Source organism: Nonomuraea sp. NPDC049625 (assembly GCF_040675285.1).
Taxonomy (GTDB): domain Bacteria; phylum Actinomycetota; class Actinomycetes; order Streptosporangiales; family Streptosporangiaceae; genus Nonomuraea; species Nonomuraea angiospora_A.
Genome location: NZ_JBFAOQ010000003.1, coordinates 940,327 through 960,006 on the forward strand (window position 1 = coordinate 940,327; position 19,680 = coordinate 960,006).

Sequence of the window (19,680 nt, forward strand, 5' to 3'; positions counted from 1 at the left end):
GAGTGACCGGACCCGGAGTGAGTGACCGGACCCGGAGTGAGTGACCGGACCCGGAGTGAGTGACCGGACCCGGAGTGAGTGACCGGACCCGGAGTGGGCGGGCCGAGGGGTGGGCCGAGGGGTGGGCCGAGCCGAAGGCCCTGGGGGGTGAAGGCCCTGGGGGTGGAGGCGCTGGGGTGAAGGCTGGCCGAGAAGGCGCTGGCCGAGAAGGGATGAGGTGGGGGGCTATGAGACGGGGGGATCGGGTGGAAGTGAGGGTTATGAGGTGGGGGTCAGGTGGGCGCGGACCAGGAGGGCGGCGCCGGCTACGGCGGCGGGCATGGCGATGACCGCGACGAACGGCACCAGGAACAGCAGGAATCCCACCACCCCGAACCCCAACGCGCTGGCCTTGTTCGCGCGCAGCAGCGCGAAGCGTTGCTTGCGGGCCATCCCCCGCCGCTCCAGCGCCAGGGTGGTGAGCTCCACCGTCAGGAAGAAGCCCGAGACGAGCGCCCCGAGCACCGGCACCACCGTCTGGCCGACCACCGGCACAAAGCCCAGGAAGAACAGCGGGATCGTGAAAAGGAGCACGTAGAACAGCGTGATCAGGCTGTCTCTGAGCGAGCGCGGCAGGGTGCGCCACCACGGCTGCTCGTCGGCGTCCGGAAGGGGGTCCACCTCGGCCGACAGCCGCTCGTAGAACGGCTCCCCGATCGCCAGGGTGAGCGCGGTGAAGGTGAGTACGGCCAGCGCCAGCCCTCCGAGGAACAGCAGGATCCCCACCAGCGTCCGGAACAGGTCACGCCAGCCCCACGACTCCGCGAACGGCGTCAGGAACGCGGCCAGGTCGGTGGCGTGCGTGCCCAGCAAGATCAGCGCCGCGACGTACACCGCGAACGCGATCAGCGCCGGGATCAGCCCGAACAGCCACCACCGCCCATGTCTGGCGACCCACCCCAACCCCTGGAAGAAGAAGCCGACGCCGGACGTGAAGTCGCGCAGTGATCGCATGCCCGGCAGGCTAGCGCCAGAACGACGTCACCGCGTAGCCCAGCTCCGCGAACAGGTCGTGCAGCAGCGGCAGCGAGATGCCGATCACATTGCCGTGGTCGCCTTCGATGCCCTCGACGAACCAACCGCCGCGCCCGTCGATGCTGAAAGCCCCGGCCACGCTGAGCGGCTCCCCCGTGGCGATGTACGCGTCGATCTCCTCGTCGGACGGCCGGCCGAAGCGAACCACGGTGGTGGCGACCTGCGCCGCCTGCTTGCCCGCGGCAACGTCGATCACGCAGTGACCCGTCACCAGGCGTCCCGTGCGCCCGCGCATGAGCCGCCACCGCTCGGCGGCCTCCTCCGGCGTGGCGGGCTTGCCGTACGGGCGGCCGTCCAGCTCCAGGATCGAGTCGCAGCCGATGACCAGGCCCTCGTCGAGCTCGTTCGCGACCGCCTCCGCCTTGGCCTTGGCGAGCACGAGGCTGAGCGCCGCCGGGGTGTGCGCGGAGAACGAGTCTTCGTCGACGCCGCTGACGATCACCTTGGGGTCGAGCCCGGCGCTGCGGAGGAGGGCGAGTCGGGCGGGGGAGGCTGAGGCCAGAACGATCACCGCATAAGCCTACCGTTGACCTGCGCCGCGTCATTCACCAGTCGGGGTTGGAAGTGCCGGGGGCCACCTCGTGCGGGTCCCCCTCCTCATGACCGTCCGGGGCGCCGCGACGGCCCACGGTGCCGGCGTCGAGGCCGGTGTCACGGCCGGTGTCACGGCCGGTGTCACGGCCGGTGTCACGGCCGGTGTCGGAGCCGGTGTCACGGCCGGTGTCGGAGCCGGTGTCGGAGCCGGTGTCGGAGCCGGTGTCACGGCCGGTGCCGGTGCCGCGGCCGGTGTCAGGGCTGATGCCGGAGGGCGGGCGGGACTCGTACGGCCCGCCCTGCGCGGGCACCCCGCCGCCGAAGACGGCGTCCAGCAGCCCCTGGAGCAGCTCGCCCAGCTCCCCCGGGCAGGCCGGCTGCTCGCGGTCCAGGTCGTCGGCCAGAGCGCCCGCGTTCATGCCGCGGCTCTCGGCCCGGTTGGCGAGCAGGGACATGATCATGGGCGCGACGAGGGGCAGCAGCCTCATGATGATCCCCGAGTCGACTCCGGCGAACCGCGCCAGCGCGTCCGCGGCCTCCTCCGTTCCCCGGCCGCCCAGGACGTGGCCGAGGATGTTGTGCCCGTCGCGGGTCAGCGAGGCCACGTCGCCGGTGAACGGATCGGTGTCCACGTGGTCGTCCAGGGCCGCGCGCAGGGCGTCGGCGCCGTCCGGGTGACGGGCGTTGCGGGCCATGCCCCCGACGATGACGCCCGACACGGCCTCGACCACGTCGCGGGCCATGGTCGTGTCCGTGCCGAGCATCCCTGCGATCTGCTCCAGCCCTGAGTCTCCGAGCTCGGTGAGGAGCTCGTCCGTCAGTGTCACGACAGTCCCCCGATCGTTGTTCCGGGAGAGCTGCCCTGATCAGGGCCGGAGCAATGCCCGATTTGCGCTAATTCTCGGAAAAGCCGCTCACGGGGACGGGAGTGGCCGACGAGGCCAGGCCCGCAGCCGTGTAAGCGCCGGCCTCGTCGAGCGTCTCGTGTTCGAGCAGGGCCTTCACGATGGCGTCGAGCTTGTCGCGGTTGTCGGTGAGGATCTGGATCGCGCGCTCGTAGCACTCGTCCACGATCCGCCGCGCCTCCTCGTCGACGGTGGCGAGCGTCGCGGGCGAGGCCTGCGGCTGCTGTCCGTCGTTGGGGAGGATGGTCAGCGGGCCGACCTTCTCCGACATGCCCCAGCGCCCGACCATGCCACGGGCGATCATGGTGACCTGTTCCAGGTCGTTCTCGGCGCCCGTGGTGATGACCCCGTACACGACCTGCTCGGCCGCCATGCCGCCGAGCGCGCCGGTGATGCGCCCGCGCAGGTACTGCTCGTCGTAGGCGTACCGGTCGGTGTCGGGGGTGGACAGCGTGACCCCGAGCGCCCGCCCGCGCGGGATGATCGAGATCTTCCTGACCGGGTCGGCGCCCGGCTGGAGCATGCCGAGCAGCGCGTGACCGGCCTCGTGGAAGGCGGTCCTGGTGCGCTCCTCCTCCGGCATCACGATGCTGCGGGCCGCGCCGAGCTGCAGCTTCTCCAGCGCGTCGGCGAAGTCGGACATCGTGACCTTCTCCTTGCCGCGCTTGGCGGCCAGCAGGGCGGCCTCGTTGACCAGGTTGGCCAGGTCGGCGCCGGTCATGCCGGGGGTGGTCTTGGCGAGCTGGTCGGGGCTGACCTCGCCGTCCAGCGGCACGCCCCGCGTGTGCACCTGCAGGATGGCGGTGCGGCCGGCCGCGTCAGGCAGCCCCACCTGGACGGTGCGGTCGAAGCGTCCGGGACGCAGGAGCGCCGGGTCGAGCACCTCGGGACGGTTCGTGGCCCCGATGACGATCACGCCCTCGGCGCCGGAGAAGCCGTCCATCTCGGTGAGGATCTGGTTCAGCGTCTGCTCGCGCTCGTCGTGGCCGCCGAGGCCGCCGGCACCGCCGCGGGCCCGGCCGATGGCGTCGATCTCGTCGATGAACACGATCGACGGCGCCACCTTCCGCGCTTCCTCGAACAGGTCGCGCACCCGCGAGGCGCCCACGCCCACGATCATCTCGATGAACTCGGAGGCGCTGGCCGAGAAGAACGGCACCTTGGCCTCGCCCGCGACCGCCCTGGCCAGCAGCGTCTTACCGGTGCCGGGAGGACCGGCGAGCAGCACGCCCTTGGGCAGCTTCGCGCCGAGACGACGGTATTTCCCGGGGTCCTTGAGGTAGTCGACGATCTCGACGAGCTCGTTCTCGACCTCGTCGATGCCCGCGACGTCGTCGAACGTGACCCGCACCTGCCCGGCCTCGACCGGCTTGGCGGCCTTGGACCTGCCGAGCCCGCCCAGCCCGCCGCCCATCATGCTGGCGCCGCGGCGCATGACCCAGATCCACAGCCCGGCCAGCAGCAGCACAGGCAGCAGCGAGAGCAGCAGGTTGGAGAAGAAGCCACGGGTGATCGGCTTGGAGGTGATCTCGACCTGGCCGGTGGACAGCTGCTGGTCGAGCTGGTCGGTGTTGGCGAAGGCCGGGATCTCGGTCGCGAACTTCGTGTAGGACTCGTTGCTCTCGGGGTTCTTCGCCGCCGACCGCAGGTCGCCCTCGACGGACAGGCCCTGGGCGTAGATGTCCTTGACGTTCTTGGAGTTCACCTGCTTGGTGAACTCGGTGTACGAGATCGTCTCGACGGATCCGCTGTCGACGAACGACGACACGACGAAAAAGCCTGCGTACACCACGAGCAAGGTGACGACGAATCGCCACCAGTTGATCTTGGGCCGGCCTCCGGGCGTGCCGGGCAGGCCCTCCGAACGCCAGGGCGGCTTGCCCTTGCCGTTCTTCGGTGCCTGCGGCTGTCCCGAGCGTTCCACGGCGTCACTCCCCACATCGCCGCATACATGATCCTTTTAGCCTAGAACACGCACCCCGGCGACCACGCGGCTGATGTCACGCCACTGCTTGCGCTGCGAGTCAGGCACTGTGACGAACGCCAGCCCCGGCTTACTCATTCCCCCGTCCATCACGACGACGGCCGCCCGCGACTGATGCTTTCCGTATTTGACCCGATATACGAGCATCCAGCCGCGCTTGACCGGTTGCGAGGCAAGCCAGGTGATCCTGGAGCCTTCGGGGTGGTGGTTGAGCGTCCAGCGGGCCGCGAGCAGCGCCGTGTCACGAGGGGACTTCTGCCGCATGATCGGGAGCGGACATGTGACGAACATCCCACGCAGGCCGGCGCGCGTCTTGGGGAGCACCTGCTTGGAGGTGAACGGCGCCGCGCCGTACGACTTCCACGGCTTGGAGAGGTTCGGCACCGCCAGCCCGATGCGCTTGTCCTTGACGACCTTCCTGGACGGGGAGGCCAGGGACATCCGCTTGATCCGGCCCGTTAGCTTGGGGACGCGCGGGTCGGCGTACAGGGCCTGCATGGCCGTGTAACCGGGCGCGAGCGACGAGCCGGGCGAAGGCGTCGCCTCCGCTGCGGGGGTCACAGACGGAGGAGCCGCGGTGGAAGGCGCGGTGGAAGGCGCGGGGCCGGACGAGGACGGTGCGGCCGGCGGCGCGGTTACCGGCCCCGCCGCGACCTCGTCCGGCCCTGACGGGAGCACCACGACCAGCGTCGCAGCCGCGGCCACGACCAGGCCGATCGCGGCGAGCCCCCGGTACACCACCCGCATCCGGATATCTCCGATACGGGAGCGTTTGGGCGGAGAAGCAGGGGTTCCGGGCCTCGCCGCGGTCCTCACTTGGGAACCCTTGATCTCTTCTTCCCCATCGAGCACGAGCGGAGCGTACGACATATCCAGCCATTGCGCGTCGGAAGCTACCGAAGTGCAATCATGGACGGCGTGGAACAGGTTGAGCTGCGATTCGACCACGCCGCGCGAGCGGCCCAAACGCACACGAACCTCTCAGCGATCCGGCAGGGCTCCGCCGGGCTCTGGGTGGCCGGCGACGAGACCGCGACCTTCGAGCACCTGACCTGGCTGGGCGACCATTTCGGCGACCAGCGCACGTTCCCGCTGGCCGACTACGTCGAGCTGCCCGCGGGCCCCGAGGACGAGGCCGACATCGAGGGGCTGGCCCGCGCGAACGGCTACCTCTGGCTGGTCGGCTCCCACAGCCTCAAGCGCAAGAAGGTCAAGTCGAAGGACCCGGAGAAGGCCGCCGACCGGCTGGCCACGGTGGTCAGGGAGGAGAACCGGTTCATCCTGACCCGGCTGCCGCTCCACGACGAGACTCCCGGCCCTGGAACGATCCTCGCCGGCAGGGACAACCTGACCACGCATCTGCGCGACGACCGGCACCTGGCGCCGTTTCTGGAGCTGCCCGGCAAGGACAACGGGCTCGACGTCGAGGGCATCGCCGTCGTGTCCGAGCGGATCTACCTCGGGCTGCGCGGCCCCGTGCTGCGGGGCTGGGCGGTGCTGCTGGAGCTGCGGCTCGAGGAGGCGGGCAGGTCACGGCTGCGGCTGCGGGAGCCGTACCGCAAGCACTTCCTGGACCTGGGCGGGCTGGGCGTGCGGGACCTCTGCCCGGACGGGGACTCGCTGCTGATCCTCGCCGGCCCGACCATGGACCTCGACGGTCCCGTACGGATCGTGCGCTGGCGGCCCGGCACCAGGCAGGGGGTCGTCCCCGAGGGCGAGCTGGAGACGGTGATCGAGCTGCCCCACGGCGTGAAGTGCGACCACCCCGAAGGGCTGGCGCTGCTGGCCGACGGCAGGCTCATGGTCGTGTACGACAGCCCGTCGCCCGCGCGGTTCACCCCGGCGGGCGGCGTGCTGGCGGACGTCTTCACGATCTAGCGACGCGTCCGCGCAACCAGGGCGCCTTCACGATCTAGCGACGCGTCCGCGCAACCAGGACGCCTCGGCCACGAACGTGCACGAGCCCGGCTCGATCTCCGTGAACCCGGCATCGCGCACCACGGGGAGCCCCGCGGCGGCCATGGCGTCGAAGTCGCCCTGGGAGGCCGCGGTGCGCACGGACACCGCGAGCCCGCGGGCGCGCCAGGCCTCCCGCTCGGCCGCGTCACTGGCCCACCAGGCGAGCTGGGCGGCATGCCCGGCCTGCGCCATGGCCTTGCCCGCGGACATGGCCAGGCCCGGATTGGCCCACAGGACCGGCGGCTCCGCGGGCGGCGGATCGGCGGTGTCGCTCAGCTCGGTGCCGCCCACCTGCAGCCGCGCGAGGTCCCGCGGCCAGCCGTCGAGCGGCACGGGCGGATGTACGCGCACCTCGGCCGTACGGTGCTCGACGGTGCGTCCCGGCAGCGCGACCGCCCTGCGCCACTCGGCGCCCCTGGCCCGGCGGACCACCTTGCGGATCTTGCCGGTGGACTCCCAGGAGTGCAGCTCGGCGGCCCACTCGCCGGGGTCGTCCAGCAGGCTCAGCACGGCCATGGCGGCCGCTTCCAGCGCGTCGGTGCGTTCGGGAGGCGCGGCTCTCTCGATCCTGACGACCAGCGGCAGGACATAAAGCTCAGAATTCATCGCCCTCTAGCATGCACGATGGCCATGGACATGCCGGCGGCGAGGAGGCACAAGGCGCCGGCGCCGTACCAGGCGAGGTCGTAATTGCCCAGGTGGTCGCGGGTGAGCCCGGCGGCGACGGCGGCGAACGCGGCCCCCACCTGGTGCGAGCCGAACACCCACCCGAACACCACGGCTCCGTCGGCCCCGTAGATCCGCCGGCACAGCGCCACCGTGGGCGGCACGGTCGCCACCCAGTCCAGCCCGTAGAACACGATGAAGATCAGCATGCTGGGCTCGGTCGTGGCCGCGAACAGGCTCGGCAGCACCATCAGGGAGAGCCCGCGCAGCGCGTAGTAGACGCCGAGCAGCACCTTGGGGTCGACCCGGTCGCTGAGCCAGCCGGACGCGATCGTGCCCGCGATGTCGAAGATCCCGATGACCGCCAGCAGGCCGGCGGCCACGGGCTCGGCCATGCCGTGGTCGTGCGCGGCGGGGATGAAGTGGGTGCCGACCAGGCCGTTCGTGCTGGCGCCGCAGATCGCGAAGCCGCCGGCGAGCAGCCAGAACGGCCGGGTCCTGGCCGCCGAGGCCAGCACGGTGACCGCCCTGACCGCGGCGTTCACCTTGCTCGGGGGCGCGGCGCGGACCGCGTCAGGCTCCGCGCCGAGCGCCGTCGTGCCCACGTCGGCGGGGTGGTCACGCAGCAGCCACCACACGAACGGCACCACCGCCAGCGCCGCACCGGACACGGTCAGCGAGGCGAAGCGCCACCCCGGCCCCTCGGCGAGCTGGGCCAGCACGGGCAGGAAGATCAGCTGCCCGGTGGCGCCGGCCGCGGTGAGCACGCCCGTGACCAGTCCGCGGTGCCGGACGAACCAGCGGTCCACCACCGTCGCGGCGAACACCAGCGCCATCGAGCCCGTCCCGAGCCCGACGAGCACGCCCCAGAACAGCAGGAGCTGCCAGCTCGCCGTCATCAGCACGGTCAGGCCGCTGCCCGCGGCGATCAGCAGCAGCGCGAGGGAGACCACGCGGCGCATGCCGAAGCGGTCCATCAGGGCGGCGGCGAAGGGCGCGGTCAGGCCGTAGAGCACCAGGTTGATGGAGACCGCGAGGGAGATCGTGCCGGCCGACCAGCCGAACTCCTCCTGCAAGGGGGTGATCAGTACGCCGGGGGTGGCGCGGAACCCGGCCGCGCCCAGGATCGCCACGAAGGCGACGGCCGCCACGAACCAGGCCCGGTGCAGGCGGCGCGTGGGGGCGGTGGTGCTCAACGTCATGCGCCAATCCTGCTTTATCCCCTTACAAGGTCACGAGTGGCCGGATGGTCAATATGTGAAAGAATTCGGCCATGACACATCGCGTGGCAGTCGTCGTGCTCAACCACTTCGCCACGATCGACCTCGGCGTGCCCGGCCAGGTGTTCGGGACGGCCGAGACGGCGGACGGCGAGAAGTTGTACGAGGTGGTGACCTGCTCGGAGGGGCGGATGCCGGTCCGCTGTTCGGCGGGCTACAGCGTGCTGCCCGACCACGACCTCGACGTCCTCGACACCGCCGACACGGTCGTGGTGCCCGGCATCCACGCGGGCCGGGCGCTGCTCGACGGGACGATCTCGGACACGCTGGCCGCGGCCCTCCAAGGGCGGCGCAGGATCCTGTCGATCTGCACGGGGGCGTTCGTGCTGGCGGCGGCGGGCCTGCTCGACGGGCGCCCGGCCACCACCCACTGGCGCGAGGCCGACCGGTTCGCCCGGCTCTTCCCGCAGGTCAAGCTCGACCCCGACGTGCTGTACGTGGACGACGGCGACGTGCTGACCTCGGCGGGCGTGGCGGCCGGGCTCGACCTGTGCTTCCACGTGATCAGGAACGACCACGGCAGCGAGGTGGCCAACCGCGCGGCCCGCCGCTGCGTCATGCCGCCGTGGCGGGACGGCGGCCAGGCCCAGTACATCGACCGGCACCTGCCGGAGGCGGGCGGCGGCACGGCGGCCACCCGCGACTGGATGCTGGCCCACCTGGAGCGCCCGCTCGACCTGACCGCGCTGGCCGAGCACGCCAGGATGAGCGTGCGGACGTTCACCAGGCGCTTCCGCGACGAGACCGGCGTGAGTCCGGCCAGGTGGCTGAACGGCCAGCGGGTCCAGCACGCCAGGCACCTGCTGGAGACGACCGAGCTGGGCGTGGAGGAGGTGGCCAGGAAGGCGGGGTTCGGGACGGCGGTCTCGCTCCGTCAGCATCTGCACGCGGCCGTGGGGGTTTCGCCGCTGGCGTACCGGCACACGTTCCGGCGACTCTGAGTTCCTCCGGCAAAAGCCACATTTCGGCCCTACAATCGGCCCCAGGAAGATCGACTAGAAAGGGTCGTCACATGGCCGAGGCGGATCGCGTACCCGCCGGGATCAACCCGAACGTGCCCAGCGTCGCCCGCATGTACGACTACTACCTCGGGGGCCGCGACAATTTCGCCGCCGACCGCGAGGCGGCCGAGAAGATGATGGAGATCGGCCGGCGGATGGGCAACGACGCCCGCGAGATCGCCCTGGCCAACCGCGCCTTCATCGGTCATGCCGTACGCATGCTCGCCGAGGCCGGAGTGCGCCAGTTCGTCGACATCGGCGCGGGCCTGCCCACCCAGGACAACGTGCACCAGGTGGCCCAGCGGCACGCCCCCGGCTCCCGCGTCGTCTACGTCGACAACGACCCCATCGTTCTGGTCCACGCCCGCGCGCTGCTGGCCAGGGACCCGGACGTCCTGGCGATCGAGGGCGATCTCAAGGATCCCGACGCCATCCTGGACGACCCGCGCGTCGCGGAGCACCTCGACCTCTCCCAGCCGTACGCCGTGCTGCTGGTCGCGGTGCTGCACTTCATCCACGACGACGCCGAGGCCGATCGGATCGCCGCGCGCATCCGCGAGCGCCTGCGGCCCGGGGGCCACCTGGTGCTGTCGCACCTGCTGTACGCGGGCCACGACATGGACGACGTCGCGACGGCCGGCCAGCAGGTCTACTCCAGCACCACCTCGGGCGGCCTGGCGCGGCGCGGCTACGACGAGATCGCCTCCTACTTCGACGGGCTGGAGCTGCTCGGGCCGGGTGTCGTGCCGGTGGCCGACTGGACGCCCGAGGGCTCCCCCGGCGGCTCGTACGACCTCTCCAAGGGCGGCATCCTGGCCGGCGTGGGCCGCCGCCCGGCCTAGGCCGCCACCTCCAGGCCCTCGCCGAACCAGGTCCTCAGCGCCTCGTCGAGGGTCTCGTCGGGCTCGCCGGCCCAGGCGACGTAGCCGTCGGGGCGTACCAGGACGGCGCCGTCGCCCTCGAAGGGCACCACGTGCACGCGCCCGTGCCGCACCCGCAGGCCGCCCGTCCCGTCGAGCAGCACGGGCCACGCGCGCGCGGCCGGCTCGGCCGGCAGGTCGGCCAGGAACCGGCCCGCCAGCGGATGCGCCGGCGCGGGCACCGGGTAGGCCAGGTCCGCTCCGGCCATCATGGCGGCGATGCGGCGGCGGGCGCCGTCGTCGCCCAGCAGCTCGCCGAACACCTCACGCAGGGCCGTGATCTCGGGCCCCGGCGCGGCCAGCGCGAGCTGCGCCTGGGTGTGCACGGCGACGCGCAGGGCGGCCGGGCGGCGCTCGGCGTCGTAGGTGTCGAGCAGCCCAGGCGGCGCCCAGCCCCGCACCTCGGCGGCCAGCTTCCAGGCCAGGTTGGCGGCGTCCTGCAGGCCGAGGTTGAGGCCGGGCGCACCCATGGCCGAGTGGACGTGCGCGGCGTCGCCCACCACGAAGACCCTGCCCTCCCGGTAGCGGTCGGCGACGCGGGTGTTGCGGCCCTTGAGCCGCCTGAGCAGGTGCGGGCCCTCGCCGGTGGGCTCGGCGAGCGGCAGGTCGGCGCCGAGCACGCGGGCCAGGCCGGCGCGCAGCTCGCCGACGGTCATCGGCTCGTCGTCGTCGGGCGCGGAGGCGTCCCACTCCATGGCGCTGACCAGCAGGGTCCCGTGGTCCGCGGGGAGGATCGCGTACGCGCCGCGCTCTGTCCTGTGCCAGGCGTACATCACGTACGTGCCCAGCCCCGGCACCTCCAGCTCCACCATGCCGGGCCGGATCACCGCACCCGGCAGGGTGACGTGGGCGCTGCGGCTCACGACGTCGGTCGAGGTGACGCCGGGGAAGCCGATGCCCGCGAGCTTCCTGACCGTGCTGTGCGCGCCGTCGCAGCCCACCAGGTAGCGGGTGCGCAGCTCGTACGCGCCCTCGGGCCCCCGGAGCTCCACCGAGACGCCGTGGGGGTCCTGGGTGAAGCCGAGCAGCTCGTGCCCGCGCCTGATCTCCACACCCAGCTCGACCGCCCGCCGCTCGATCAGCTCCTCCAGGGCGGGCTGCTTGATCCCCATCCCGTACAGCGGGTTGTCCTCCAGCCCGGCCAGGTTCAGCGGCAGCGCGCCGAACACGAACCCCGGCATCGGCGCGTCCCCCACGGCGAGGCCGCGCTGGTGGAGCAGCCTGACGACCTGGCCGACAATCCCGTTGGCCTTGGGCTGGTCGCTGCGCCGGGGCAGGCGCTCGACGACGGTCGGGCGGACTCCGGCCAGGGCCAGCTCGCAGGCCAGCATCAGCCCGTTGGGGCCGCCGCCGATGATCACGATGTCCATGCGTTCTCCTCAGAGGGAAGGATCGGGCAGCCCCGCGGCCAGCGCGCCCAGGGCCTCGCGCAGCAGGGGCACGAGCGGGACCGGCGGGTCGGAGCGCAGCCAGTGGGCGACGGCCGCCTGCACGGCGGAGCCCACGGCGACGGCCACGAGGTGGGGGTAGAGGTCGCGGGCGGCGTCGGTGCCGGTGCGCTCGGCCACGGCCGCGGCCAGCTCGTTGTTCCCGGCGAACACCATCTGCAGCGACTCGGCCCGCAGCGCGGGCTCTTCCGCCAGCATCCTGATGCTCGCCAGCACTTCGGGATCGGGCGCCACCTCCGTGCGGGCCAGCGCCCAGGGCTCGACCATGGCCTCGGTCAGCGCCTCCCACAGCGGCTCCGCCAGCGGCCGGGACCGCAGCGCCGCCACCGAACGCGTGATGCGGTCGGTGTGGCGGGCGGCGATCGCCTCGTACTTGCTGGAGAAGTAGTTGTTGAACGTGCGGGGCGAGACGCCGACCTCGGCGGCGATGTCCTCGACGCGTACGCGCTCCAGCCCGCGCTCGTGAGCCAGCCGGAGGGCGGCCGTCATCAGCGCCTCGCGCGTGGCCTGCTTCTTCCGCTCTCTCAGCCCGCTCATGGGCTCACCGTATCGAAAAAAGTGCGGAGTCAGCAAATTTTCGGACCACGCATGTTTTTGACTAACGGATGACAGAGGCGAGGCGCGTTAGATTGGGAGCATGTCCCTGACCCTCGAATTCGTCAGCACGATCAGGGCCGAGCGGTCCGGATCGGTCGACAGGCTGGCCGACACGGACGGCATGACGGCGTGGGTGCGGACGCACGCGCCCGACCTCGGCGACCTCACCGTCACGGAGGAGCTGCGCCAGGAGACGGTGCGCCTGCGCCAGGCCGTACGCGCCCTGTTCGCCAAGGCCGTGGCGCCGGGCCCGCCGAGCCGGGCGGACGCGGCGGACCTGCCCGGGTTCGAGGAGTCGCTGGCCCTGGTCAACGCCACCGCCCTGGCCGCCCCCACCGCACCCCAACTGCACTGGAACGGCGAGCCGTCCCTCGCCACCGCGCCCGCGACGCAGGCCTCCCCCGGCACGCGACTGCTCGCCAGGCTCGCCACGGCGGCCGTGGAGTTCCTCGCGGGGCCGGACCGCGCACTGGTCCGCACCTGCCAGGCCCCGCGCTGCGTGCTCTATTTCGTCAAGGAGCACCCGCGCCAGGAGTGGTGCTCGACGGGCTGCGGCAACCGCGCCCGGGCGGCCAGGCACTACCGGGAGCACAAAAAAATCTAACGCTTGCAAGACCGAGTTGCCGTTATAGTATTTCTAACGGCAACTCGGCCGCGCATGCGTTAGAGGAGTGGGGAATGTCCTTCCAGACCGGGCACGTCGGGCTCAACGTCACTGATCTCGACAAGTCCAAAGAGTTCTACACGCGGGTCTTCGGCTTCACGGTGGCGGGCGAGTCGCAGGAGGACGGCCGCCGGTACGCGTTCCTGACCCAGGACGGCACGCTGGTGCTGACGCTCTGGCAGCAGAGCGAGGGCCGCTTCGAGGCGGGCCGGCCGGGCCTGCACCACCTGTCGTTCCAGGTGGCGGACCTCGACGCGGTACGCCGGGCGGAGACGGTGATCAGGGAGATCGGCGCGACCCTCTTCCACGACGGCGTCGTGCCGCACCGCGAGGGCGCCTCGTCGGGCGGCGTGTTCTTCGCCGACCCCGACGGCATCCGGCTGGAGATCTTCGCCCCGGACGGCGCGGGTGACCGGCCCGCGCCCAGCTCTGAAGCGCCGACCTGCGGGTTCTTCTAATGAGGCATCCGGGTGAGGTCGCCGTGCAGCGCCGGACGGGGGTGCGGCTGGAGGACCACGGGAGCTCGCGGACACGCCCGGAGATCCCGGAGCCGGCCGCCGAGTTCCTGCGGAACCAGCACATGATCGTCCTGGGCGCGGCAGACGACGGCGGGCGCGTGTGGGCGGGCGTGCTCACGGGCCCGGCGGGGTTCGCCTCCGCGGCGGACGACCGCACGATCGTGCTGCACGCCCTGCCGGGCGCCGACGACCCTCTCCACGGGCTGTTCGAGCATGAACGGGACGTCGGCCTGATCGCCATCGAGCCGCACACGCGGCGCCGGATGCGCGTGAACGGCACCGCCGTGCGGGCCGGCGACGCCCTGGTGGTGTGGACGGAGCAGGTCTACTCCAACTGCCCCAAGTACATCCAGACCCGCTCCCCCACCTCCGCTCCGGGCGAGCCGGCGGGGCTGGGGCGCGGGATCGCGCTGGCAGACCGGCACCGTACGTGGATCGCCGAGGCGGACACGTTCTTCATCGCCACGCGGGCCGAAGGGCTCGGGGCGGACGTGTCGCACCGGGGCGGCAATCCCGGATTCGTCCGGGTGACGGGGGCGCGCTCGCTGGAGTTCCCCGACTACCAGGGCAACGCGATGTACATGACGTTGGGCAACCTGGAGCTGGACCCGGCGGCCGGGCTGCTGTTCGTGGACTGGGAGCGTGGGGAGACGCTGCAGCTCACGGGCCGGGCCCGGGTGGAATGGGGGGACCAGCGGACGGTGCGCTTCGAGCTGGACGAGTACGCGCACCTGGGCGGGACCGTGTCGGCCGGCTGGACCGCCCCCGGCTATCACCGCTTCAACCCCCCGGTCGAGGCAGGCGCTTCTCGAACCAGTGATGCGCGTACGGCTCGTCGCTGAACGCCGCCACCTCCCGGTAGCCGCTCGCCCGATAGAGGGCGACGGCTTCCGTGAGCGCCCGGTTGGTCTCCAGCCGCAGCGTGCGGACTCCCTGGGCGGCCGCCTTCCCCTCCGCCTCGGCGAGCAGCCGCCGTCCCAGCCCCAGCCCGCGCACGGCCGGGTCCACCCACATCCGCTTGATCTCGGCGGACCCGGCCTCCGGGTGGAGCTTGAACGCCACGCACCCGACCGGCTCGGCGTGCAGCGCGGCGACCAGCAGCATCCCGGCCGGGAGCCGCAGCTCGGCGTCGGTGGCGGAGATGCTGCGGGCCGGGTCGAAGCCGCCCTCGAACCGGCGGGCCAGCTCGTCGGCGTAGGCCTGGAGGCAGCGGCGGGCGCCGGGATGGCGCGGGTCGAGCACGTCGATGGCGATCATGGAGGCGAGCAGCAGGCGCTCGACCTCGGACATGGCGGCCACGAGGCGGTCGCGCTGCGCGTCGGAGAGCGGTTCGAGGATGTGCGCCGCCGCCTCGTCGGACCGGCGATCCAGCTCCTCCCGCTCGGCGAGCCCCGCCGGCGTGAGCCGGGCCGTGCGAACCCGGCCGTCGGAGCCGCCGTCGTCCATGACCACCAGCCCGTCGGCCTCCAGCGACCGCAGCAGCCTGCTCAGGTAGCCGGAGTCGAGGTCGAGCCGCGTCCGCAGGACGCGCACCTCGCTGCCCTCCGCGCCGATCTCCCAGAGCACCCGCGACTGCCCGAGCGCCCGATCCCTGGCCAGGAAGCTGTCGTTGAGCGCCCCGATCCGCTGCGTCACGGTCCGCTGGAACCTGCGCACCTGGCCGATCGCCGCACCGTCCATATCTCTGACTTTAGTCAGGGAATCTCTCCTTCGCGAGGTCACATCCACGGACCGGCGACCGGCACCGTGCTGTAGTCCTCCCCCGTGACCGGCCGGATGTCCTTCCAGTGCACCCATCGCGCGCCCTCGCTCGCCTGCGGCGGCCAGAGCAGGAATCCCCATCGCACCCCTTCGGTGTCGTCGCCCCAGGCCAGCAGGTAGCGGGCCGCCGTGGCATGCTCCACGACGGGCGGGCGCCAGAGCTCGGGCAGGTCCTGCGTGTCGGTATCCATACCGATCATTATACGAACACGCATTCGATATCTCCAGGAGTGCTAGGCTATGACTGAATATCCGATCCAGTCATAGGGACACACATGGCTGTGGCATTCACGACCGAGGACCGGGCGCGCATCACCGCGTCCCTGCTCGACACCGCCGAAGAGCTCTTCGCCACCCAGGGCCTGAAGAAGACCTCGCTCGACGAGTTGGTCGCCGCCTCGGGCATCGCCAAGGGCAGCTTCTACGCGTTCTTCGAGTCCAAGGAGGAGCTGTACAAGGAGGTGATGATCCGCAGGGCGCCCATGCTCGGCAAGCGGCTGGCCACTGCCCTGGACCGGCCGCCCGGCGTCGAGGCGCTCGCCCACATCATGCGCGAGTTGATCGACGTGCTCTCCACCGACCCGTTCTACCGGCGGCTGCTCACCCGGCCCGAGGAGCTGGAGGCGGTGGCGCGCAGGGTCGGGGCCGAGGAGGTCGCCCGCGTCACACCTCACCTGCTGACGCCGCTGCTCGACTACCTCGCCCGTGGGCAGGCCGACGGCGTCTTCGTCGCGGACGTCCCGCCCGAGGTGCTGGTCGGCGTGCTGCGCACGGCCGGCCTGCTGGTGCTCAACCGCGACAGGTTCGGGCCCGACCACTCCCAGGTGGTCGAGGCCACCATCAACGCGCTGGCCAGGGGGCTCGTCGCATGAATGTGCTGAAGAAGTACGCGCAGGCCGCGGGCATGACGGACGAGGCGTGGAAGCGGCACGCCAACCCGTGGAGCGTCTGGACCCGGTTCGCCGCCATCCCGCTGATGATCGCGGCCATCTGGAGCAGGGAGTGGCTCGGCTGGTGGGCCCTCGTCCCGGTGAGCCTGGTCGTCGTCTGGCTGGCGGTCAACCCGCACGTCTTCCCGGCGATCGAGCAGCCCGGAAGCTGGTCGGCCCGGGGCATCTACGGCGAGAAGCTGTGGCTGCGCGACCGGTCGCTGGTCACCGGCGACCACCGCAACGTGCAGCGGCTGCTCATCGGGGTAGGCTCGGCGGGGTTCGCGCTGCTCATCTGGGGGCTGATCGCACTCGACATCTGGCCGACGGTGTTCGGCGCCACGCTGGTCACGCTCGGCCAGCTCTGGCGCATCGACCGGCTCGGCCAGCTCTACCTGGCCCACCGCGACACCGCCCGCGAGTAAGAACACCAGGACAACGCGAAACCGCCCCTGCCCATCAAGGTGAGGCAGAGGCGGTCAGGTCGGGGTGGAGCTATGGGGATTCGAACCCCAGACCTCCTCCATGCCATGGAGGCGCGCTACCAACTGCGCCATAGCCCCTTGCTGCGTGTACGAGTGTATCCGACTTACGGACCCCTCAAGCACACGTTAAAAAGTAAGCATACGCAGGGTAAAAGCTTGCTACTGTCCGTTGCCGTGCCCAGCGTGCAACCACTGCCCCTGACCCCGCGATGCGCCCAGCTCCTCGACCGCCGCGAGCATGCCGTGATCGGCGTCAGCGCGCTCAACGGGTACTTCACCCCCCGCACCATCAGACACCTGCTCGACTGGGCGACCAGGACGTTCGCCCGGGTGCACGTCCTCGTGCCCGGCGTCGAGCTGGCCGGGACGCTGGTCGCCAGGGGGTGTCCGGAGGCCAAGGCCGGGGCCAAGGCGAGGGCGGCGGCCAACAACACGCGCAACCGGGTGGTCCGCGCGCTCGACGCCCTCGACCCGCCCAACGCCACCGTGTTCGACTGGAACGAGCTGGCCTCCGTCCCGGCCTACGACTGCGCGCGGACGAGGCTGGAGCGGCTGTTCGCCACCGATCCGGTCTTCAGGGAGCACTGCATGGACGCGGTACGGCCCATCGTCGGCGCGCCGGAGCTCTCCCGCGAGCAGGCCGAGAACGCCCTGCCGTTCCTCCTGGCCGAGCTGCCCTTCGTGATCGACACCCCGTCGATCCTCGGCACGGGCTCGTCGGTGTTCTGCTACCCCAGGCCGATGCCGATGGTGGACCTGCTCTACGCCGGCCTGCTGCCGGTGCGCCCGGCATCCGCGCAGGGATTCGTCTCCACCGCATTGACACAGGCAGCCCGCCCCGCCGACCATCTCAGTAACACTCTGTAAAAACATCGTCACCTGAGGTGGCCGGCTATGGATGCGGATGCTCGAAATGCTGGACATGCGTTCGACACGAGCGACATGGATCACAACGGCTACCTCGACCACCGCGACATGATCGTGGTCGCGTCGGCGCTGTGCGCCCGGCTCGGGCTCTCGGGGCAGGGCGCACAGCGGGTCGCGGACGCGTACGAGCGGGTCTGGCAGTACGCCGTCCACAACATCGGCACCGACCCAGAGGGCCGCATCAGCAGGGAGTCCTACATCGGCTACGCGCTGGCCCCGGAGCTCGACCGCGCCGAGTTCGTGGCCAACGTGGTCAGGCCGATCACCGACGCCCTCTGGGACGCGCTCGACGACGACGGTGACGACCGGCTCGACCGGGCCGAGTTCCTGCGCCTGTGGTCGGCGTACGACGTGGCGGGGGCGGCGTCACGGGCGTCCTTCGATCGGCTGCGCGGCAACAAGGTGGCGCACGTGTCGAAGGACGGGTTCGCCCAGGCGATGTACGACTTCTACTACAGCTCCGCCACCGCCGCCCCCATACTCGGCTGAAGCCCCTACCCCACCGATCGGGCCTGGTCGATGAGCTGGACCAGCTCCGTCACCATCGGGTCCTCGGTGGCCGGCGCCAGCCGGGCGGCCTGCTCCTTGAGCTCGGGCAGGTCCATGCCGAACGCCTTGCGGTCCCGCAGGTAGACCGCGAACGCGGCCACCACCACGTCCACCTGGAACCGGACCGGCGCCTTGTCCAGCGACGCGGCCAGCTCGTCGGCCCGCAGCGACTTGCTCGCCTCGGAGGCGGACCGGGTGTCGGGGTCCTGCCAGCGCACGGTGGCCTGGGCGAGCTGCCCGTCGGCGCCCGGCTTGAGCCGCAGCGAGTAGAGCGCGGTCACCGAGTGGCCGGGGCCGATCTCGCCGCCGTCCTGGGTGTCGTCGCGGAAGTCCTCCGTGTTCAGCGCTCGGTTCTCGTACCCGATGAGCTGGTAGCTCTCCACCACCGACGGGTTGAAGACCACCTGGGCCTTGGCGTCGCGCGCCCGCAGCTCGATGTTCGCGGGCAGTTGCGTGGTGAAGATCTTGTCGGCCTCCTCCTGGCTGCTGACGTACACGGCCATGCCGTCGCCGTTGTCGGCGAGCTGCTCCATCAGCTCGTCGCCGTAGTCGCGGCCGACGCCGACGGTGAGCAGCGTGACCTGCTTGCCCGCGTACTCCTTGACCTGGTCGAGGATGGTACGCCACTCGGTGGAGCCCTGGTTGGCCAGGCCGTCGGAGAGCAGGATGACCCGGTTGGTGGCGGCGGGACGGAACGCCTTGGACGCCTCCTGGTAGCCGGTGACGAGCCCGGCCGAGAGGTTCGTGCCGCCCGAGACGGTCAGCTCGTTCACCGCGTCGCGCAGCTCCTGCCGCGCTGTCAGCGGGGTCATCGACGCCAGCACCTCGGCGTCGTCGCTGAACGACACGATCGACACCTGGTCGCCGGGCGCGAGCTGATCGAGCAGTTTGAGCAGGGCCGACTTGACCAGGTCCAGCCGCCCGGTCTCGGCCATCGAGCCGGACACGTCCACGACGAACGTGAGGTTGGCGGGCCGCCGCGCCGCCGCGTCCGATCCGCGTGTCTGCAGGCCCACGCGCAGGATCGCCTGGTCGCGCTCCTGCAGCTTCGCGCCGTCCACGTGCACCGCGAAGCCGTCGTCCGACGGCGGCGCGTAGTCCTGCCGGAACGCGTTGATCCACTCCTCCGGGCGAATCTCGCCGGGCGCGGGCCAGCGGCCTCCCCGGAGGGTCTGCCGGGCGTAACCGTACGAGGCCGTGTCCACGTCGAGGGCGAACGTGGAGATCTGGGCCGTGGTCGTGTCCTCCTCGCCGTTCGTCTTGGCGGGTGACGCGGACGGGCGGACCGGGGCCGGTTCCGCGTTCGCCGGAGCCTTCGCCGCGCGTTCACCGCTGCTCGAGCTTCCGGAGCCGCCTCCGCACGCAGAGAGGGCGAGCAGCGCAACAATGCCGATTCCCGCCACTAAAGGGCGAAATTTCATTGCAACCACCTCCATGCCCTACGACGGAACTTGATCTGCCCAGGCCGAGCCGGTGACG

Annotated in this window: 22 protein-coding genes and 1 tRNA gene; 10 read left to right on the forward strand and 13 right to left on the reverse strand. The window is 71.4% G+C overall.

Translation table 11 applies throughout. The annotated features are described in order from the left end of the window. Positions 1–258 precede the first annotated feature (258 nt). The 5 genes from AB0J87_RS17800 to AB0J87_RS17820 all read right to left on the reverse strand — a co-directional run bounded on the left by AB0J87_RS17800 (position 259) and on the right by AB0J87_RS17820 (position 5,244). Positions 259–993 carry an EI24 domain-containing protein gene (locus AB0J87_RS17800; protein ID WP_355204747.1) on the reverse strand — a complete coding sequence of 245 codons (735 nt, stop codon included), beginning with the start codon at positions 991–993 and terminating at the stop codon, positions 259–261. A gap of 10 nt (positions 994–1,003) precedes the next feature. Continuing rightward, positions 1,004–1,585 (reverse strand): Maf family protein, encoded by a 582-nt coding sequence (locus AB0J87_RS17805; protein WP_363966369.1) that lies wholly within the window; start codon positions 1,583–1,585, stop codon positions 1,004–1,006. A gap of 34 nt (positions 1,586–1,619) precedes the next feature. Then, entirely contained in the window at positions 1,620–2,435 is an 816-nt protein-coding gene (locus AB0J87_RS17810; protein WP_363966371.1) for a DUF937 domain-containing protein, read from the reverse strand. Positions 2,436–2,502: 67 nt separating this feature from the next. Then, positions 2,503–4,437 carry an ATP-dependent zinc metalloprotease FtsH gene (ftsH, locus tag AB0J87_RS17815; RefSeq protein WP_363966373.1) on the reverse strand — a complete coding sequence of 645 codons (1,935 nt, stop codon included), beginning with the start codon at positions 4,435–4,437 and terminating at the stop codon, positions 2,503–2,505. Positions 4,438–4,473: 36 nt separating this feature from the next. Then, entirely contained in the window at positions 4,474–5,244 is a 771-nt protein-coding gene (locus AB0J87_RS17820; protein WP_363966375.1) for a hypothetical protein, read from the reverse strand. 171 nt (positions 5,245–5,415) lie between these two features. Here AB0J87_RS17820 and AB0J87_RS17825 point away from each other — a divergent pair, with 171 nt between their 5' ends. Continuing rightward, positions 5,416–6,375 carry a DUF3616 domain-containing protein gene (locus AB0J87_RS17825; RefSeq protein ID WP_363966377.1) on the forward strand — a complete coding sequence of 320 codons (960 nt, stop codon included), beginning with the start codon at positions 5,416–5,418 and terminating at the stop codon, positions 6,373–6,375. Between the two features lie 27 nt (positions 6,376–6,402). Here the strand turns inward: AB0J87_RS17825 and AB0J87_RS17830 are convergent, their stop codons facing one another. Next, the gene (locus AB0J87_RS17830; protein ID WP_363966379.1) at positions 6,403–7,062 is read right to left on the reverse strand and encodes an aminoacyl-tRNA hydrolase; all 660 of its coding nucleotides are present in this window, start codon (positions 7,060–7,062) and stop codon (positions 6,403–6,405) included. Then, positions 7,059–8,324: an MFS transporter gene (locus AB0J87_RS17835; RefSeq protein WP_363966381.1), complete on the reverse strand. Its 1,266-nt coding sequence runs from the start codon at positions 8,322–8,324 to the stop codon at positions 7,059–7,061. Before AB0J87_RS17835 ends, AB0J87_RS17830 begins: the two co-directional genes overlap by 4 nt. A gap of 71 nt (positions 8,325–8,395) precedes the next feature. On the opposite strand from AB0J87_RS17835, the gene AB0J87_RS17840 reads away from it, so the two are divergent. Both AB0J87_RS17840 and AB0J87_RS17845 read left to right on the forward strand, forming a co-directional pair. Continuing rightward, positions 8,396–9,343 carry a helix-turn-helix domain-containing protein gene (locus AB0J87_RS17840; RefSeq protein WP_357748180.1) on the forward strand — a complete coding sequence of 316 codons (948 nt, stop codon included), beginning with the start codon at positions 8,396–8,398 and terminating at the stop codon, positions 9,341–9,343. A 71-nt stretch (positions 9,344–9,414) separates the two neighbouring features. After that, entirely contained in the window at positions 9,415–10,245 is an 831-nt protein-coding gene (locus AB0J87_RS17845; protein ID WP_363966384.1) for an SAM-dependent methyltransferase, read from the forward strand. Here AB0J87_RS17845 and AB0J87_RS17850 read toward each other — a convergent pair. Both AB0J87_RS17850 and AB0J87_RS17855 read right to left on the reverse strand, forming a co-directional pair. Next, the gene (locus AB0J87_RS17850) at positions 10,242–11,693 is read right to left on the reverse strand and encodes an FAD-dependent monooxygenase (protein WP_363966386.1); all 1,452 of its coding nucleotides are present in this window, start codon (positions 11,691–11,693) and stop codon (positions 10,242–10,244) included. The two genes, AB0J87_RS17845 and AB0J87_RS17850, sit on opposite strands and share 4 nt — an antisense overlap. 9 nt (positions 11,694–11,702) lie before the next feature. Beyond that, positions 11,703–12,308: a TetR family transcriptional regulator gene (locus AB0J87_RS17855; RefSeq protein ID WP_363966388.1), complete on the reverse strand. Its 606-nt coding sequence runs from the start codon at positions 12,306–12,308 to the stop codon at positions 11,703–11,705. 100 nt (positions 12,309–12,408) lie between these two features. Here AB0J87_RS17855 and AB0J87_RS17860 point away from each other — a divergent pair, with 100 nt between their 5' ends. The 3 genes from AB0J87_RS17860 to AB0J87_RS17870 all read left to right on the forward strand — a co-directional run bounded on the left by AB0J87_RS17860 (position 12,409) and on the right by AB0J87_RS17870 (position 14,392). Beyond that, entirely contained in the window at positions 12,409–12,972 is a 564-nt protein-coding gene (locus AB0J87_RS17860) for an ABATE domain-containing protein (protein ID WP_363966390.1), read from the forward strand. 74 nt (positions 12,973–13,046) lie between these two features. Continuing rightward, positions 13,047–13,490, forward strand: coding sequence for a VOC family protein (locus AB0J87_RS17865; RefSeq protein ID WP_363966392.1), 444 nt, complete (start codon positions 13,047–13,049; stop codon positions 13,488–13,490). Further along, entirely contained in the window at positions 13,490–14,392 is a 903-nt protein-coding gene (locus tag AB0J87_RS17870) for a pyridoxamine 5'-phosphate oxidase family protein (protein WP_363966394.1), read from the forward strand. Before AB0J87_RS17865 ends, AB0J87_RS17870 begins: the two co-directional genes overlap by 1 nt. Here AB0J87_RS17870 and AB0J87_RS17875 read toward each other — a convergent pair. After that, positions 14,331–15,230: a bifunctional helix-turn-helix transcriptional regulator/GNAT family N-acetyltransferase gene (locus AB0J87_RS17875; protein WP_363966396.1), complete on the reverse strand. Its 900-nt coding sequence runs from the start codon at positions 15,228–15,230 to the stop codon at positions 14,331–14,333. The genes AB0J87_RS17870 and AB0J87_RS17875 overlap by 62 nt on opposite strands. Positions 15,231–15,268: 38 nt before the next feature. Next, complete coding sequence (locus AB0J87_RS17880; protein WP_363966398.1) at positions 15,269–15,502, reverse strand: hypothetical protein; 234 nt, start codon at positions 15,500–15,502, stop codon at positions 15,269–15,271. Between the two features lie 84 nt (positions 15,503–15,586). Between AB0J87_RS17880 and AB0J87_RS17885 the strand changes: the two genes are divergently transcribed. Together AB0J87_RS17885 and AB0J87_RS17890 are read left to right on the forward strand one after the other, a co-directional pair. Beyond that, positions 15,587–16,183, forward strand: a complete 597-nt coding sequence (locus AB0J87_RS17885) for a TetR/AcrR family transcriptional regulator (RefSeq protein ID WP_363966400.1) — start codon at positions 15,587–15,589, stop codon at positions 16,181–16,183. Then, complete coding sequence (locus AB0J87_RS17890) at positions 16,180–16,665, forward strand: DUF6653 family protein (RefSeq protein ID WP_363966402.1); 486 nt, start codon at positions 16,180–16,182, stop codon at positions 16,663–16,665. The genes AB0J87_RS17885 and AB0J87_RS17890 overlap by 4 nt, the downstream gene beginning before the upstream one ends. Positions 16,666–16,730: 65 nt before the next feature. Here the strand turns inward: AB0J87_RS17890 and AB0J87_RS17895 are convergent. Continuing rightward, a tRNA-Ala gene (locus AB0J87_RS17895) sits at positions 16,731–16,803 on the reverse strand. 105 nt (positions 16,804–16,908) lie between these two features. On the opposite strand from AB0J87_RS17895, the gene AB0J87_RS17900 reads away from it, so the two are divergent. Further along, a complete protein-coding gene (locus AB0J87_RS17900) occupies positions 16,909–17,592 on the forward strand; it encodes a tRNA-dependent cyclodipeptide synthase (protein ID WP_355204794.1) in 684 nt (227 codons plus the stop codon). A gap of 75 nt (positions 17,593–17,667) precedes the next feature. After that, complete coding sequence (locus AB0J87_RS17905) at positions 17,668–18,141, forward strand: hypothetical protein (RefSeq protein ID WP_350741768.1); 474 nt, start codon at positions 17,668–17,670, stop codon at positions 18,139–18,141. A gap of 5 nt (positions 18,142–18,146) precedes the next feature. On the opposite strand, the gene AB0J87_RS17910 is transcribed toward AB0J87_RS17905, so the two are convergent. Continuing rightward, positions 18,147–19,622, reverse strand: coding sequence for a von Willebrand factor type A domain-containing protein (locus AB0J87_RS17910; protein ID WP_363966404.1), 1,476 nt, complete (start codon positions 19,620–19,622; stop codon positions 18,147–18,149). Between the last annotated feature and the right edge of the window lie 58 nt (positions 19,623–19,680).